The 15437-nt window shown below is 72.4% G+C and carries 14 protein-coding genes and 2 pseudogenes; all 16 read right to left on the bottom strand.

Going from position 1 to position 15437, the window contains the following annotated elements:
• Positions 1 to 15: 15 nt before the first annotated feature.
• Positions 16 to 330, bottom strand: coding sequence for a DUF2469 domain-containing protein (locus tag HUT06_RS12600; protein WP_176195890.1), 315 nt, complete (start codon positions 328 to 330; stop codon positions 16 to 18).
• A complete protein-coding gene (locus tag HUT06_RS12595) occupies positions 327 to 1052 on the bottom strand; it encodes a ribonuclease HII (RefSeq protein ID WP_176195889.1) in 726 nt (241 codons plus the stop codon). Before HUT06_RS12595 ends, HUT06_RS12600 begins: the two co-directional genes overlap by 4 nt.
• Positions 1053 to 1404: 352 nt before the next feature.
• Positions 1405 to 2292: a signal peptidase I gene (lepB, locus tag HUT06_RS12590; RefSeq protein WP_254715137.1), complete on the bottom strand. Its 888-nt coding sequence runs from the start codon at positions 2290 to 2292 to the stop codon at positions 1405 to 1407.
• 168 nt (positions 2293 to 2460) lie between these two features.
• Positions 2461 to 2811 carry a 50S ribosomal protein L19 gene (rplS, locus tag HUT06_RS12585; protein WP_067632127.1) on the bottom strand — a complete coding sequence of 117 codons (351 nt, stop codon included), beginning with the start codon at positions 2809 to 2811 and terminating at the stop codon, positions 2461 to 2463.
• Positions 2812 to 2929: 118 nt separating this feature from the next.
• A pseudogene (locus HUT06_RS12580) lies at positions 2930 to 3475 on the bottom strand (tRNA (guanine(37)-N(1))-methyltransferase); the annotation flags it as partial.
• Positions 3476 to 4105: 630 nt separating this feature from the next.
• Positions 4106 to 4318, bottom strand: a pseudogene (locus HUT06_RS12570) (tRNA (guanosine(37)-N1)-methyltransferase TrmD); the annotation flags it as partial.
• A complete protein-coding gene (gene rimM / locus HUT06_RS12565; RefSeq protein WP_176195887.1) occupies positions 4315 to 4827 on the bottom strand; it encodes a ribosome maturation factor RimM in 513 nt (170 codons plus the stop codon). The gene rimM and the pseudogene HUT06_RS12570, both read right to left, overlap by 4 nt.
• An 11-nt stretch (positions 4828 to 4838) precedes the next feature.
• A complete protein-coding gene (locus HUT06_RS12560; protein WP_067632131.1) occupies positions 4839 to 5081 on the bottom strand; it encodes an RNA-binding protein in 243 nt (80 codons plus the stop codon).
• A gap of 2 nt (positions 5082 to 5083) precedes the next feature.
• The gene (gene rpsP, locus HUT06_RS12555) at positions 5084 to 5524 is read right to left on the bottom strand and encodes a 30S ribosomal protein S16 (RefSeq protein ID WP_176195886.1); all 441 of its coding nucleotides are present in this window, start codon (positions 5522 to 5524) and stop codon (positions 5084 to 5086) included.
• Positions 5525 to 5833: 309 nt separating this feature from the next.
• On the bottom strand, positions 5834 to 7420 hold the full coding sequence (ffh, locus tag HUT06_RS12550; RefSeq protein WP_176195885.1) for a signal recognition particle protein: 1587 nt from the start codon (positions 7418 to 7420) through the stop codon (positions 5834 to 5836).
• 480 nt (positions 7421 to 7900) lie between these two features.
• Entirely contained in the window at positions 7901 to 10351 is a 2451-nt protein-coding gene (locus HUT06_RS12545) for a [protein-PII] uridylyltransferase (protein ID WP_176195884.1), read from the bottom strand.
• Between the two features lie 7 nt (positions 10352 to 10358).
• Positions 10359 to 10697 carry a P-II family nitrogen regulator gene (locus HUT06_RS12540; protein ID WP_138638122.1) on the bottom strand — a complete coding sequence of 113 codons (339 nt, stop codon included), beginning with the start codon at positions 10695 to 10697 and terminating at the stop codon, positions 10359 to 10361.
• 2 nt (positions 10698 to 10699) lie between these two features.
• Positions 10700 to 12028 carry an ammonium transporter gene (locus HUT06_RS12535; protein ID WP_176195883.1) on the bottom strand — a complete coding sequence of 443 codons (1329 nt, stop codon included), beginning with the start codon at positions 12026 to 12028 and terminating at the stop codon, positions 10700 to 10702.
• 170 nt (positions 12029 to 12198) lie between these two features.
• Positions 12199 to 13344: a signal recognition particle-docking protein FtsY gene (ftsY, locus tag HUT06_RS12530; protein ID WP_176195882.1), complete on the bottom strand. Its 1146-nt coding sequence runs from the start codon at positions 13342 to 13344 to the stop codon at positions 12199 to 12201.
• A gap of 274 nt (positions 13345 to 13618) precedes the next feature.
• Complete coding sequence (locus HUT06_RS12525; protein ID WP_176195881.1) at positions 13619 to 14275, bottom strand: DivIVA domain-containing protein; 657 nt, start codon at positions 14273 to 14275, stop codon at positions 13619 to 13621.
• A gap of 5 nt (positions 14276 to 14280) precedes the next feature.
• The gene (locus HUT06_RS12520; protein WP_176195880.1) at positions 14281 to 15432 is read right to left on the bottom strand and encodes a globin domain-containing protein; all 1152 of its coding nucleotides are present in this window, start codon (positions 15430 to 15432) and stop codon (positions 14281 to 14283) included.
• Positions 15433 to 15437 lie beyond the last annotated feature (5 nt).

Here is a 15437-nt window from a genome sequence, read left to right as displayed (position 1 = left end):
CGGCTACCCGGCGGATCACTCCTGCGAGGGGAGTTCGAAGTCGCTCTTGGCGAGTTCCTCGACGTTCACGTCCTTGAACGTGACGACACGCACGTTCTTGACGAAGCGGGCAGGGCGGTACATGTCCCAGACCCACGCGTCCTGCATCGTGACCTCGAAGAAGGTCTCGCCGCTGTCAGCGCCGCGCACCTGGAGGTCGACCGAGTTGGTGAGATAGAACCTGCGCTCGGTCTCGACGACGTAGCTGAACAGCCCGAGGACGTCCCGGTATTCGCGATAGAGCTGCAGCTCCATCTCGGTCTCGTACTTCTCGAGATCCTCGGCGCTCACGCTCGTGCCCCCTCCGCGCAGCCCTCGCCGGAGACCTCCCCATCGGTCTCCTCCACCAGGGCCACCTCCCCATTGTTGCGCAAGGCCCGCCCGACGTTGACGTAGGAGAACCGATGCTCCGGACATGGCCCGTGCTCGGCGAGCGCCGCGGCGTGCGCGCGGGTCACGTAGCCCTTGTGGACGTCGAAGCCGTACTCGGGGTAGCGCTCATGGAGCCCGACCAGGATCCGGTCTCGGGTGACCTTCGCGACGATGGACGCGGCCGCCACGCAGGCCGCGACCTGATCGCCTTTGATCATCGCGAGGCCGGGGACGTCCAGCCCGGGGACGGGGAAGCCGTCGCTGAGGACGTAGGAGGGCCGCCTGTCCAGCGCGGCCAGCGCCCGCCGCATCCCCGTGACATTGCACCGGTGGAGGCCGATCCGGTCGATGTCATGGCACGGGATGACGATGGCGCTCCACGCGTACGCACGCCTGACGATCTCCCCGTACAGCTCCTCGCGGCGCGCCGGCGTGAGGAGCTTCGAGTCGGTCAGGCCGTCGATCCGGCCGCGTCCACCCTGCAGAATGACCGCGGCGACCACCATCGGCCCCGCGCAGGCCCCGCGTCCGGCCTCGTCGACACCTGCCACAGGGCTGAACCCCGCGTGCGCCAGCGCGCGCTCATACGCGAACAGCCCGGCGTCCCGACGCGGGGTGAAGCGGAGTGGACGTCCCTTCATGCTCCGCAGGTTACGTCCCCACCCACCTCCACCGCTCCCCGAATGCCCGCGATCACCCGCCATGTCCACCCCACACCACGACGCCCCCGCCCACCACCGGCCGCACAAGGCCCATCACATGACCACACGCCGCCCCTTCCGTCTTCGACGCCGACCAAGGAGAGCCCTGGGCTGTCGACTGCCCCCACTGCGCCACCGAGCACGCCCTCATGCAGCGCCACGAGACGACACAAACCCCACCCACATGCACCACCACGCCAAGCGGCCACGCCGGTCGATCATCCCGCACACCACGCCACATCCACCCGACGCGCGGCCGACGCGCGGCGTGCTCCGCGTGGCGCGGTCAGTACTAGGTGCGTTTGGTGTGGTGGCGGCGGCGGAGGTAGGCGAGGGGGACGGTGAAGAGGACGCCCAGGGCGAAGGGGGTGGCGGGGGCGGCCACGGCGGCCGATTTCTCCAAGGCGGGTTGCTTGAAGGTGGCGGGGATCGGCAGGGTGCCGATGCGGTCCAGGGGCCAGACGATGACGAAGGCGCGGCCGATGACGCGGTCGATCGGGATGGTGCCGCCGCCGGGGTCGCCGCGGTGGGAGCGGGAGTCGTAGGAGAGTTCGCGATGGTCGCCCATGACCCAGAGCTGGCCCGGCTTCACGGTGACGTCGAACGGGTCGTTGGACGGCTTGTTCTGCTCGTGCGTGATCGGGTCGGTGAAGACGTAGGACTTCTCGTCCAGCGGGACGCCGTTGACGGTGACCCGGCCCTTGGCGTCGCAGCATTTGACGTGGTCGCCGGGGATGCCGATGACGCGCTTGATGTAGTCCTTCTCGTTGGGCGCCACACCGAACGCGGTGCCGATGGCCCGCAGCACCTTGGAGACGGGGTTGCCGGGCTCGTCGACCTGGACCTCGGGGTCCCAGGAGTCCAGCCCGTTGAACACGATGACGTCGCCGCGGGCGATGTCGCGCGTGTGGTAGACGATCTTGTTGACGAGGACGCGGTCGCCGACCTGGAGGGTGTTCTCCATCGAGCCGGACGGGATGTAGAACGCCTGTACCGCGAACGCCTTGATGACGAGCGCGAGCACGACGGCGACGACGATCAGGACGGGGAGTTCCTTCCAGAACGACCCCTGCTTCTTCTTTTTGCCCTTGCCGTCGTCTTCGCCGTCGTCGGCCTGCTCCTCGGCCGAGTCCACGGGCTCCTTCTCTTCGGGCACCGCGCCCTCGGCCTCGGATCGCACGTCTCTCCGATCGTCCTCGTCAGTCATCAGAGCGAAAGCCTAGCGGCGCCGGGCCCGCGGGGCGCCGCCCGCGGGCGTGTCGCCGGTGCCCGGGCCGATCGCGTCCGTCCGGAACGGGCAACGCCCCGGGCACCGTCGCGGGTTCCCGGGGCGTCGTGGTCCATCGGCTCAGTGCTCGCGCTTCTCCTTGATGCGCGCGGCCTTGCCGCGCAGGTTGCGCAGGTAGTAGAGCTTGGCGCGGCGCACGTCGCCGCGGGTGACGACCTCGATCTTGTCGATCGACGGGCTGTTGAGCGGGAAGGTCCGCTCGACGCCGACGCTGTAGCTGACCTTCCGGACGGTGAACGTCTCGCGGGCGCCGCCGCCCTGCCGCCGGATCACCACGCCCTGGAAGATCTGGATACGGCTACGGTTGCCCTCGGTGACGCGCACGTGCACCTTCAGCGTGTCGCCCGGACGGAAGTCCGGGACGTCGGCGCGCATTGCGGCCTTCTCGATCTCCTGGATCAGGGTGTGCATCGCAGCGGTTCCTCGTGGTCGAACGCGGGCGTCGAGAGGCCCCGGTGGGTCTTTCGTGGGGGCGTCGCGCCGCGGGAAGTGGTCTTCGGGTGCCATGCGTTCTGGACGCACGGACGCTCTAGTCTGCCACACCTTCGGCGTCAACCGGAAAACCGGCCTCGCGCAGGACCTCGCGGTCCCGCTTGTCGAGGTCCTCCGGGGCGAAGCGGCCGAGGAGTTCGGGACGGTGCCGGGCCGTCCGGCGGAGCGCCTCGTCCCGCCGCCAGCGGGCGATCGCGCCGTGGTGGCCCGACAGGAGGACGTCCGGAACCGGCCGGTCCCTCCAGACGGGCGGCTTGGTGTAGACGGGACCCTCCAGGAGGGATTCCATGGCGCCGGGGGCGAAGGAGTCGTCCGCGACCGAGTCGGCGTTGCCGAGCACGCCCGGCACCAGGCGCCCGATCGCCTCGATCATCACCAGCACCGCGACCTCGCCGCCGGCGAGGACGAAGTCGCCGAGGCTGACCTCGTCCACGGGCATGCGGGTGCGCGCCTCCTCCGCGACGCGGGAGTCGATGCCCTCGTAGCGCCCGCACGCGAACACGAGCCAGGGTTCGGCGGCGTACCGCACCGCGTCCGCCTGCGTGAACGGGCGCCCGCTCGGCGTCGGAATGATCAGCCGCGGCACCGCCCCCACCGACCCCGCCCCAGCCGAGCCGGCCGCACCCGAACCATGCGCACCCAAGTCAGACGTGCCCAAGGCAGGCGCACCCGAGGCAGGCGCACCCGAAGCAGGCGTTTCCAAGTCGGGCCTATCTGAGGCAGACGCACCCAAGCCGGACATGCCCGAGGCAGACGTACCCGGGGCAGGCGTGCCCGGCGTGCCCGGCATGCCTGAGGCAGGCGTGCCCGAGGCAGGCGTGCCCGGCGTGCCCGGCGTGCCCAGGGCGGACGTGCCCGAGCCAGGCGTGCCGGGCGTGCCCGGACCGGGCGTGCCCGGCGTGCCCGAGCCAGGCGTGCCGGGCGTGCCGGGCGTGCCCGGCGTGCCCGAACCGGGCGTGCCCGGCGTGCCCGAGCCAGGCGTGCCGGGCGTGCCGGGCGTGCCCGGCGTGCCCGAACCGGGCGTGCCCGGCGTGCCCGAGGCAGGCGTGCCCGCGGTGCCCGAACCGGGCGTGCCCGAGGCGGGTTCGCCCGGGGCGGGGGTGCCTGGGGCAGACGTGCCCGGGCCCGGCTCACCCGGGGCGGGCGCGCGCAAGGCGGGCTCGCCTGGGGCGGGGGTGCTCCCGGTGGGCGAGGAGGGTGGGGGGGCGAGGGTGTCGAGGGCTTCGCCCCAGGGGTCGGGTTTCATGACCATGCCCGGGCCGCCGCCGTACGGGGTGTCGTCCACGGTGCGGTGCCGGTCGTGGGTCCAGGCGCGCAGGTCGTGGACGTGGACGTGGAGGAGGCCGGCGCGCCGGGCCTTGCCCAGGAGGGAGATGTCCAGGGGGGCGAAGTACTCGGGGAAGATCGTGAGGATGTCGATTTTCATGATTCGTCGAGCAGGCCGGGGGGCGGGTCGATGACGAGCCGCCCCCCGGGAACGTCCACCTCGGGGACGAGCGCGGCCACGAACGGCACGAGCTTCTCCCCGCCGGGACCGCGCACGACCAGCAGGTCCTGGCCGTGGTGCAGGATGTCCGCGACCTCGCCGACGCCGGCTCCGTCCGCGGTGACCACGGACAGGCCGATCAGCTCCTGGTCGTGGAAGTCGTCCGGGTCGGCGGACGGGGGGATGTCGCCGGGGTCGACGACGAGCCAGGTGCCCCGCAGGGCCTCCGCGGCGTCGCGGTCGCCGATCCCGGTGAAGCGCACGAGCAGGCGTCCCGAATGCCAGCGGGTCCGCTCGATGGTGAGCGGGCCGGCGGCGCCGGGGTCGGTGGCGATCCTCGTGCCCGCGGCGAACCGGGTGTCCGGTTCGTCGGTGCGGACATCGATGGTGACCTCGCCGCGGACCCCGTGCGGCCGCCCGATCCGTCCCACCACGAGCGGTTCGCTCATCGGGACGCCACTCAGCGGACCTCGTTGACGTCGAGCAGGTCAACGCGCACGTAGCGGCCCCCGGAGAGGGCGCTGATCACCGTGCGGAGGGCCTTGGCGGTGCGGCCGCCGCGGCCGATGACCTTCCCGAGGTCCTCGGGGTGCACCCGCACCTCGAGGACCCGGCCGCCCCTGATCCGGCGGGCGCGGACCCGGACGTCGTCCGGGTTCTCCACGATCCCGCGGACCAGGTGCTCGAGCGCTTCTTCGAGCACTGTCAGCCCTCGCTCTTGGCTTCGTCGGTCTCGGTGGCCTTGGCCTTCGGCTCGGCCTTCTTCTTGCCGCGGGTGGCGGTGCCGGCGGCCTCGTCGTCGCCCAGGGACTCCTTGACGGCGGCCTCGAAGGCGGCCTTCTTGTCGGCCTTGGGCTCGGCGACCTTGAGGGTGCCCTCGGCGCCCGGCTCGCCCTTGAACTTCTGCCAGTCGCCGGTGATCTTCAGCAGGTTCAGCACGGGCTCGGTCGGCTGCGCGCCGACGCCGAGCCAGTACTGCGCGCGCTCGGAGTCGATCTTGATGAGCGACGGCTCCTGCTTGGGCTGGTAGAGCCCGATCTCCTCGATGGCGCGCCCGTCCCGCTTGGTGCGGGCGTCGGCGACGACGATCCGGTACTGCGGGTTCCGGATCTTCCCCAGGCGCTTGAGCTTGATCTTGACTGCCACGGGTGTGGTGTACTCCGATTTCATTACTGGGTGGACGGGCCCGCGCCAGGTGGGGAACACCGGCTCGCGGCCGTCCGATGGACTCCGGTCGCGCAGGACGAGAGAGGGCGCCTCGCGATTCCGGGTTTCCAGCCTGTCATTCTGCCAGACGTTCGGTGTAAAGGTGCAATCGCAGGGCGCCGTGTCCCCATGAGCCGCCCGGCTCGGGCACGCCGGCGACTGCGGACGCGGCACGCAGGCGCACGCGGCCGGTTTCGCGATCTGGGTGTTCCCGCCGTGCCGCGTGGACGTCCGGACGGAACGCGGCCCCTACTTCTTCTTGCGGCCCTGGAGTTTGCCCAGGTCGGGCATCTGGAAGCCGGGCGGGAGCTGGCCGCCGAGACCGGGCGGCAGCCCGCCGGGGCCGCCCGGACCGCCGGGGCCGCCGCCGAGGCCCGGCGGGAGGCCCTGGGGCGTGCCCTCGGCCGCGGGCTGCCGGTCCTTGCCGGCGGCGCGCTTGCGCGGGTCGCCGCTGCGCTGCTTGCCCTTCTTGTTCTTCTTGGCGGCCGCCTTCGCCGCCTTCTTGCGCCCGCCGGGCATGCCGGGCAGGCCCATGCCGCCGGCCATCTGGCGCATCATCTTCTGCGCGTCGAAGAACCGGGTGACGAGGCTGCTGACCTCGCCGACGGTGACACCCGACCCGCCCGCGATGCGCGCCCGCCGCGAGCCGTTGATGATCTTGGGCTGGGAGCGCTCCTGCGGGGTCATCGAGCGGATGATCGCGGCGATCCGGTCCAGGTCCTTGTCGTCGATCTGGCTGATCTGGTCGCGGACCTGCCCCATCCCCGGCATCATCCCGAGCAGGTTCCCGATCGGGCCGAGCTTGCGGATCATCATCATCTGCTCGAGGAAGTCCTCGAGGGTGAAGTCCTCGCCCGAGGCGAACTTGCTGGACATCTTCTCGGCCTGCTCGGCGTCGAACGCCTGCTCGGCCTGCTCGATCAGGGTGAGGATGTCGCCCATGTCGAGGATCCGGCCCGCCATGCGGTCCGGGTGGAAGACGCTGAAGTCCTCCAGCTTCTCGCCCGTCGAGGCGAACATGATCGGGCGCCCGGTGATGTGCCGGACGGACAGCGCCGCGCCGCCGCGCGCGTCGCCGTCGAGCTTGGTGAGGACGACCCCGTCGAAGCCGACGCCGTCCATGAACGCCTGGGCGGTGTTGACGGCGTCCTGGCCGACCATGGCGTCGACGACGAACAGGATGTCGTCGGGCTGGACGGCGTCGCGGATGTCGATGGCCTGCTGCATCATCTCCGTGTCGACGCCGAGGCGGCCCGCGGTGTCGATGACGACGACGTCGTGCAGGGCGTGCCGGGCCTGGTCGATGGAGCGGCGCGCCACGTCCACCGGGTCGCCGACGCCGCTGCCCGGTTCGGGCGCGAACACCGGCACACCGGCCCGCTCGCCGACGACCTCGAGCTGCTGGACGGCGTTGGGCCGCTGCAGGTCGGCGGCCACCAGCAGCGGCGTGTGGCCCTCCTGCTTCAGCCACCGGGCGAGCTTGCCCGCGAGCGTGGTCTTACCGGCGCCCTGCAGACCGGCGAGCATGATCACGGTCGGCGGCGTCTTGGCCAGCCGGATCCGGCGGGTCTCGCCGCCGAGGATCGCGATGAGCTCCTCGTTGACGATCTTGACGACCTGCTGCGCCGGGTTCAGCGCCTGCGAGACCTCCGCGCCGGCCGCCCGCTCCTTGACCTGCGCGATGAAGTCCTTGACGACGGGCAGCGCGACGTCGGCCTCGAGCAGCGCGATCCGGATCTCACGGGCCGTCGCGTTGATGTCGGCCTCGGAGAGCCGGCCCTTGCTGCGCAGGGACGAGAAGACCGTCGTCAACCGGTCGGAGAGCGTCTCGAACACGTGTCTGGACCGTCCTTGGAAAGCTTCTGGGATCGCCTATCAGCGTATCGGGTCGTTGTGCCTCATTGCTGTGTTGATTGCTTCGCCCTCGGCGTCAGGCGCTGGCGCGCCTTCCTTCCACGGGCCAAGCGGCGATCGCTGCATCGCTCCGGCTCGCCTGGCGGCTCGCTGCGCGATCAGGTTCTCGCTTCGCTCGAACCTGGCTTCGCACGCGATCGCAACGCTGAGGTCGGCGCAGACTCAGCTTACTGACGATAACCGCTGGGCCGGCGCGACCGGCCTGGCTTCGCGCGCGGTCGCGTCGTTGTGGTCGTCGCGGGTCGGGCTTGCGGATGGCATTGGTTGAGGTCTGTGTGGGTTCGGGCCAGCGGGCGGGGGTTGTGTGTGGGCTTGGTGGTGGGACTGGCCATGGGATAGGGAGTCGAGCCGCGACGAAGTTGGCGGGGGCTGTTGCCTGGTTGTGCCTCTGGCAGGGGGTGGTTAGGCGAGGGTTGTCAGGATTTGGGCTCTCACGGCCTCTAGGGCGGTGGAGTCGTCTAGGGGACGGCCGACGTCGTCCACCACGTAGAAGACGTCCACGGCCTCCGCGCCCAGGGTGTCGACCTGGGCGGCGCGGATGTGCAGGCCGCGGGAGCCCAGCGCCTGCCCGATCCGCCACAGCAGGCCGGGACGGTCGTGGGCGCGCACCTCGATGACGGTCGCCGTCCGTGAGGCGTCCTCAAGGATCATGACGCGCGGCGGCGGCACCGCCACCCCGGGGCGCGTCCGCATCGAGCGCGCGCGGCGCTCCAGGCGGTCGGCGACGTCGAGGCGTCCGGCCAGCATGCGGCGCAGGTCGGCCTCCAGCCCGGCCGGGTCCGGCGGCGTGCCGAACTCGGGGATCGCCGTGAAGTCCAGGACGGCTGTCCCGCTCACCGGCGACTCCCCGTCCGATCGCTGGTCGTTGAGCGTGGGGGCCGAGATCGTGCGGGCGGTCTTCACGGCCAGACGGTGCAGGGCGAGGACGCCGGCGGCTCGCCAGAGGAGGCCCGGACGGTCGGGGGCGGCGATGGTGATACGGGAGCCGGTGACGCGGACGGCGGCGCCGTCGTGGCGGGCCAGGGCCAGGTGGGCGGGGTCGAGGACGGGCGGGGGCGGCGGCGTCCCGCCGGTGAGGGCGGCGGCGGCGCGGCGGGCCAGTTCGGCGACGAGGCCGGCCTTCCAGGCGCCCCAGGCGGCGGGGCCGGTGGCGGTGCCGTCGGCGATCGCGAGGGCGGCGAGGAGGTCGAGGATCTCGCGTTCGCGTCCCGGCACCCCGGAGACGGCGCCGGTGACGTGCTGCACCGTCACGGGGTCGTCGATGTCGCGGCGGGTGGCGGTGTCGGGGAGCAGCAGGTGGTGGCGGACGAGGGCTTCGAGGACGCGGACGTCGTCTGCGGGCAGGCCCAGCCGCGTCCCGATGCCGCGGACGGCGGCGGCGCCCGCGGTGGAGTGGTCGCCGGGCCGGCCCTTGCCGATGTCGTGGAGGAGGGCGCCGATGAGCAGCAGGTCGGGGCGGGCGACCTCGCGGGTGAGGGCGGCGGCGCCGGCGGCGGTCTCCACGAGGTGGCGGTCCACGGTGAAGCGGTGCACGGGGTTGCGCTGCGGCCGGTTCCGGACATGTGCCCAGTCGGGCAGCAGCCGGACGATCAGCCCGGCCTGGTCGAGGGCCTCCCAGACGGCGATGGCGGCGGGACCGGCGCCGAGCAGGGCGACGAGCGCGTCACGGGCGGCGGCGGGCCAGGGCACCGGCGGCAGGGCGGCGCGCTCGGCGAGCCTCGCCACCGTCGCGGGAGCGAGCGGCAGCCCCGCCTGGGCCGCCGCGGCGGCCACGCGGAGGACGAGGGCGGGGTCGCCGAGGTCGGCGTTCCGCGCGAGCACGACCTCGCCGTCGTACTCGACGGCGCCGTCCCCGACGGGACGCCGTTCGGCGCCTCTCGGCCGTGCGGGCCTCGCCGTCGATCGGGTGAGGCGGTCGACGCGCCGCCACAGGGTGGAGCCCGCGTAGGTGATCGTGCGGGCCGCGTCCACGATGGAGCGCTGCAGGACGTCCGCGTCCGGCAGGGCGAGGGCGCGGGCGACGGCCTCCTGCTCCTGGAGGACGAGGCGGTCGGTGGAGCGGCCCGTGACCTCGTGCAGCGCGTGCCGCACGTCGAGGAGCAGGTCGTGGGCGGCCCTGACCCGGCCGTCGGGGGCGGAGGCGACCCAGGACGCGGCGACGGCGTGCATCACGTGGACGTCGCGCAGCCCGCCGCGGGCCTCCTTGAGGTCGGGTTCGAGGAGGAAGGCCAGTTCGCCCTGGGCCTCCCAGCGCTCCCGGCACATCGCCGCCAGCTCCGGCAGCCGGGCGGCCGCGTCGGCGCGCCAGTCGGCGAGGACGGCGGCGCGCAGTTCGTCCACCAGGGTGTGGTCGCCCGCGACGCGGCGCACGGACAGCAGCCCCAGCGCGGCCTTCATGTCGCCGCGGGCGACGGTCCGGGCCTCGTGGACGGTGCGGACGGAGTGGTCGAGCCGCGTCCCGGAGTCCCACAGCGGGTACCAGACCCGGTCGGCGATCCCGGCGACGTCGGCCCGGCCGCGGTGCAGGAGGACGAGGTCGAGATCGCCCCCGGGCGTCAGCTCCCCGCGCGCATGGCTCCCGACGGCGGCGAGCGCGACCCCGTCCGAGAGGTGGGTGCCGAGGCCCTCCGCCGCCGGGGCGCGCGGACGCGCGGGGGCGTCCGGCGGCAGGGCGGTGGTCAGGAGGGCGGTCAGGTGGCGGTCCAGATCGGTGGCGCGGGACGCCCGCGCCGCCGCGAGGGTGGCGCGGGCGGTCGGGGCCGCTCCGGTCCCCCGCCCCCGGCCGGACGGCGTCCCGGTCCGGGCGGCCGAGGGGCTCGGCGGCCGGGGGCCGCGGGGTTCGGAAGCGGGCATGGGCGTCCTAGAGGGCTTCCGGGCCGGTCTCGCCGGTGCGGACGCGGACGACGGTGTCCACCGGGACCGCCCACACCTTGCCGTCGCCGATCTTGTCGGTGCGGGCGGCGCGGACGATCACGTCGATGATGTCGTCGGCGTCCGCGGCGTCCACCAGGACCTCGATCCGGAGCTTGGGCACCAGGTCGACCTGGTACTCGGCGCCCCGGTAGACCTCGGTGTGGCCCTTCTGCCGGCCGTAGCCGCTGGCCTCGCTGACGGTCATCCCCTTGACCCCGAAGGTCTCCAGGGCCTTCTTGACCTCGTCCAGCTTGAACGGCTTGATGACCGCCGTGATGAGCTTCATCCCTACGCCTCAACCTTCTTCGCGGGGGCGGGCGCGGCCGCGGTCGCCCCGGAGCCGATGCCCGCGCGGATGGTGCCGAAGTCGTAGGCGGTCTCCGCGTGCGCCGTGCTGTCGATGCCGGCGGCCTCGTCCTCGTCGCTGATCCGCAAGCCCATCACCAGGTCGATGACCTTGGCGATCACGTAGGTCACGACGAAGGAGTAGGCGAGGGTCGCCAGGACGGCGACGGCCTGCTTGCCGAGCAGCGCGAACCCGCCGCCGGCCAGCAGCCCGTCCGCGCCGGCGTCGTTGACGGCGGTGGTGGCCAGGAAGCCGATGAGCAGGGCGCCGACGATGCCGCCGACCATGTGGACGCCGACCACGTCGAGCGAGTCGTCGTACCCGAGCCGGTACTTCAGCCCGACCGCGAACGCGCAGACCGCGCCGGCGACGAGGCCGAGGGCGATGGCGCCGAGCGGGGTGACGAACGCGCAGGCCGGGGTGACGGCGACCAGCCCGGCGACGACGCCGGAGGCGATGCCGAGCGTGGTGGACGCGCCGTCGCGCAGCTTCTCGACGACGATCCAGGCGAACGCGGCGGCGCAGGTCGCGGCGAGCGTGTTGATGAACGCGACGGCCGCGGTCTCGCCGGCGGCGAGCGCGGACCCGGCGTTGAAGCCGAACCACCCGAACCACAGCAGCCCGGCCCCGAGCAGGACGAACGGGAGGTTGTGCGGGCGCATCGGCTCCTTCGGCCAGCCCTTGCGCTTGCCGAGGACGAGCACCAGCGCGAGCGCCGCGACGCCGGCGTTGATGTGGACGACCGTGCCGCCCGCGAAGTCGAGGGCGCCGAGGTCGAACAGCCAGCCGGCCTTGCCGCCGTCCTGGCCGTCCGACCACCACACCCAGTGGGCGATCGGGAAGTACACGAGCGTGGCCCAGACCAGGGTGAACACGACCCAGGCGCCGAACTTGGCGCGGTCGGCGATCGCGCCGCTGATCAGGGCGACGGTGATGATGGCGAACGTCGCCTGGAAGGCCACGAACACCAGTTGCGGGATGCCCGTGCCGTCGTCGGCCGTGGCGGCCTTCTCCAAGCCGACGAGCCCCCAGTCGCCGAGCCCGCCGATGAACGAGCTGAGGGCGCCGCCGTCGCCGAACGTGAGGGAGTAGCCGTAGACGACCCACGCCATGCCCACCACGGCGATGCTGACGAAGCTCATCATCATCATGTTGAGCACGCTCTTGGCGCGGCTCATGCCTCCGTAGAAGAAGGCGAGCCCGGGTGTCATCAGCAGGACGAGCGCGGTGCTCGTCAGCATCCAGGCGGTACTACCGCTATCGATCTTCATCTCTGAGAGAGTCCCTCCTCGCCAGGGAACTTCGAACTGCTCAGAGACTCGACCTCGGCGGTTTCACGCGCGGGGCTCCCGCGTTTCGCCGGTGTGAAAAGCACTACCGGGGTGTTTCGTGCGTGTTTCTATTTCCTCACATGCCGTTTTTAACCGATTAGAGGTCTATTTCAGTCACCCAGGATCGCGTCCACGAACGCCTCCGGCTCGAACGGAGCGAGGTCGTCCGGCCCCTCCCCCAGCCCGACCAGCTTCACCGAGACGCCCAGCTCCCGCTGCACCTGGACGACGATGCCGCCCTTCGCGGTGCCGTCCAGCTTGGTCAGCACCACGCCGGTGATGTTCACGACCTCGGCGAACACGCGCGCCTGCTGCATGCCGTTCTGCCCGGTGGTCGCGTCCAGGACGAGCAGGACCTCGTCCACCGCCGCCTGCTTCTCCACGACGCGCTTGACCTTGCCCAGCTCGTCCATCAGCCCGGTCTTGGTGTGCAGCCGGCCCGCGGTGTCGATGATCACCACGTTGACCTTGGACTCGATGCCCTGCTTGACCGCGTCGAACGCGACGCTCGCCGGATCGGCGCCCTCGTCCCGGCGGACGACCTGCGCCCCCACGCGCGTCCCCCAGGTCTCCAGCTGGTCGGCGGCGGCCGCGCGGAACGTGTCGGCGGCGCCGAGCACGACCGTGTTGCCGTCCCCCACCAGGACGCGGCCGAGCTTCCCGCACGTGGTGGTCTTGCCCGTGCCGTTGACGCCGACGACCATCAGCACCGCCGGACGGTCGCCGGCCCCCTCGGTGCGCAGCGAGCGGTCCAGGTCCGGGCCGATCTGCTTGACCAGCTCGTCCTTGAGCAGCCCCCGGACCTCCTCGGGGCTGCGGGTGCCGAGCACCTGGACACGGGTCCGCAGGTCGTCGGTGACCTGCCGGGCCACCGCCGTGCCCATGTCCGCCGTGATGAGGGTGTCCTCGATCTCCTCCCAGGCGTCCTCGTCGAGCGTGTCGCGCGACAGCAGGCCGAGCAGGGTCTTGCCGAACGTGTTCTGGGAGCGCGCGAGCCGGGCCCGCAACCGGACGAGGCGCCCCGCACCCGGCGGCGGCTTCTCGATCTCGATCGTGGGGCGCGGAGCGGGCACCTCCGTCGGCGGCGCCTCGACGGTCGGCGCCTCCGCCTCGTCGACGGCCGTGGCGCCGCCGGTGCGTTCCGCCGGCTCCTCCACCGGCGGGCGCGGACGGGTACGGCGGGGCCTCAGCAGCGTGATGCCACCGATGATCAGAGCGACGGCGGCCAGCGCGGCGATGACGATCACATATTCCATAGCGCCCCCAAGTTTTGCAGACTTATCCAGGGGGGCGACCCCCTGGAACCCCCGTCAGCGGTCGAGAGGCTGTTTCCCCGATCCGCTGGCGCGTCTCGGCGAAACAGCCTCTCGACCGGCGGGTCGGGCGGCCTCCGGGCGCTAGGGCGCCCTCCAGCCGCCCGACCCGTGTGGTGGTTCAGGGAGGTGGCTCCCTGGAACCCCCGTTGCGAGCCGGTCGGCATGCCCGTGGTCGGTGGCCGAGCTTCGAACCCCGAGGCTGGTGTGGGTCAGCTCATTGCGGGTTCGGTGATCGGCGTGGCAACGATGCCCGTTCGGAGGTCTCCCATTCGTCGACGTTGCGGAGGAGGGCCTCCAGGTAGGAGCGCAGGTGGGTGCGGTAGACGTCGCTGTAGGTGCGCAGGTAGGCGATCTCTCGTTCCATCGAGCGGCGCTCGTCGTCCGGGGCGGGGCGGGTCTCCTCCGTGGAGCGGACGGCGGCGTCGGCCACGGCGGCGGCCTTGCGGTGCGCGTCCTCCAGCAGGTGCTCGGCGCGGCCCTTGGCGTCCGAGAGGATCGCCTCCCGGTGCAGCCGCGCCTCGTGGGCGAGTTCGCGGGTGTAGCGCTCGGCGTCCGCGACGTACAGGTCGGCGGTCTGCTGGGCCTGCGACAGGATCCGGACGGCCTGGAAGTGGGCGTCCTCGGGCGCCATCACGCCGGAGCCGCCGCCCTTGGCCGCCTGGGCGCGCAGCCGGTTCACCTCGTCGGCCAGCGCGGCCTTGTCGGTGAAGATCTGGACGAGTTCGCCCTCGACGTAGGCGAGGAAGCCGCGGACCTGCTCCTCGTCGTAGCCGCGGCGGCCGAGGGCGGCCCGCCCGAACACCACGGAACGGAGCTCGCCGGGGGTCAGCCGCGTGCCGGCGGACACCACGGGAAGGTTCGGGGAGTTCAACGCGCTCACCTCTGTGCGTCTGCGAAGGTTTCCAGGCGGATGCGGTCGCGGGCGACGCCGAGGCGGGCCAGTTGCTCGACGGTGTGCCCGACCATCGCGGACGGCCCGCACACGTAGGCGTCGCGGCCGTCCCAGGGGCCGTGCCCGGCCACGACGTCCGACAGGTTGCCGTGCTCGACGTCCCCGTCGCCCGACGTGAGGACGGAGGAGAAGCCGTGTCCGCCGGGTTCGTCCGATACGGCGGGGACGACGGTGAGCCAGGGGAGGCCGCCGGCCAGCTTGGTCAGGTCCTCCAGGTCGTACAGGCCGTCGCGGGTGCGGGCGCCGAAGAACAGGTGCACGCGGGGCGGTGCGGTGCGCTGCGAGATCTGCTCCAGGATCGCCTTGAGCGGCGCCAGGCCGGTGCTGCCCGCGACGAGCAGGACGTCCCGCGGGGACTCCTCGTCCAGGGTGAGCGTGCCGATCGGCGCGCCCATCCGGACCCGGTCGCCGGTCTCCGTGCCGCGCACCAGGACCGGGCTCACCGGCCCGCCGTCCACCAGCCGGACATGGAAGTCGACGGTGTGGTCGGGGCGGGGCGCGTTCGCCATCGAGTAGTACCGCCAGTGCCGCAGCCGCGACGGCACCTCCAGCGCGACCGACTGGCCGGGCCGGTACGGCAGCGGCCGGTCCGGCTGGACACGCAGGACGGCGATGTCGAACCGTCGCCGCTCGACCGCGACGACCTGGCCGTTCCACCAGGCGGGGGCCGTGAGGGCGTTCTCGTCGGCGGCCTCCAGCATGACCTTGGCGACCAGGCTGTAGGCGGCGTTCCAGTCGCCCTCGACGTCGTCGGTCCAGTCGTCGCCGGTGAAGTGCCGCAGGGTGGCCAGGAGGCTCGCGCCGACGTGCGGGTAGTGCTCGGCGACGATCCCGAACCGCCGGTGGTCGCGGCCGAGCTGCCGCAGGAACGGGACGAGGGCCGGCAGGTCGTCGACCTGGGCGACGATGTGCCCGAGGGCGCGCAGCAGCTTGTCCCGCTGGCCGCTCATCCCGACGGGGAACATGTCGCGCAGGTGGGGGTTGCGGACGAACAGGTCGGAGTAGAAGAACAGGGCGACGGCGTCACCCTGCCCCGCGACCCGGTCGAAGCTGTCCTTCAGCCGCTGGGCGTCCACGCCGG

This window comes from Actinomadura sp. NAK00032 (assembly GCF_013364275.1).
Taxonomy (GTDB): Bacteria; Actinomycetota; Actinomycetes; order Streptosporangiales; family Streptosporangiaceae; genus Spirillospora.
Note: the sequence above shows the minus strand (reverse complement) of the source record. Positions and strands in the feature narration are given on the sequence as shown.

Coding starts and splice junctions, on each gene's coding strand:
- HUT06_RS12595 (WP_176195889.1), bottom strand. CDS start 1,052: ATGAAGGGACGTCCACTCCGCTTCACCCCGCGTCGGGACGCCGGGCTG.
- rplS (WP_067632127.1), bottom strand. CDS start 2,811: ATGCACACCCTGATCCAGGAGATCGAGAAGGCCGCAATGCGCGCCGAC.
- rimM (WP_176195887.1), bottom strand. CDS start 4,827: ATGAGCGAACCGCTCGTGGTGGGACGGATCGGGCGGCCGCACGGGGTC.
- HUT06_RS12545 (WP_176195884.1), bottom strand. CDS start 10,351: ATGCCCGCTTCCGAACCCCGCGGCCCCCGGCCGCCGAGCCCCTCGGCC.
- HUT06_RS12540 (WP_138638122.1), bottom strand. CDS start 10,697: ATGAAGCTCATCACGGCGGTCATCAAGCCGTTCAAGCTGGACGAGGTC.
- HUT06_RS12535 (WP_176195883.1), bottom strand. CDS start 12,028: ATGAAGATCGATAGCGGTAGTACCGCCTGGATGCTGACGAGCACCGCG.
- ftsY (WP_176195882.1), bottom strand. CDS start 13,344: ATGGAATATGTGATCGTCATCGCCGCGCTGGCCGCCGTCGCTCTGATC.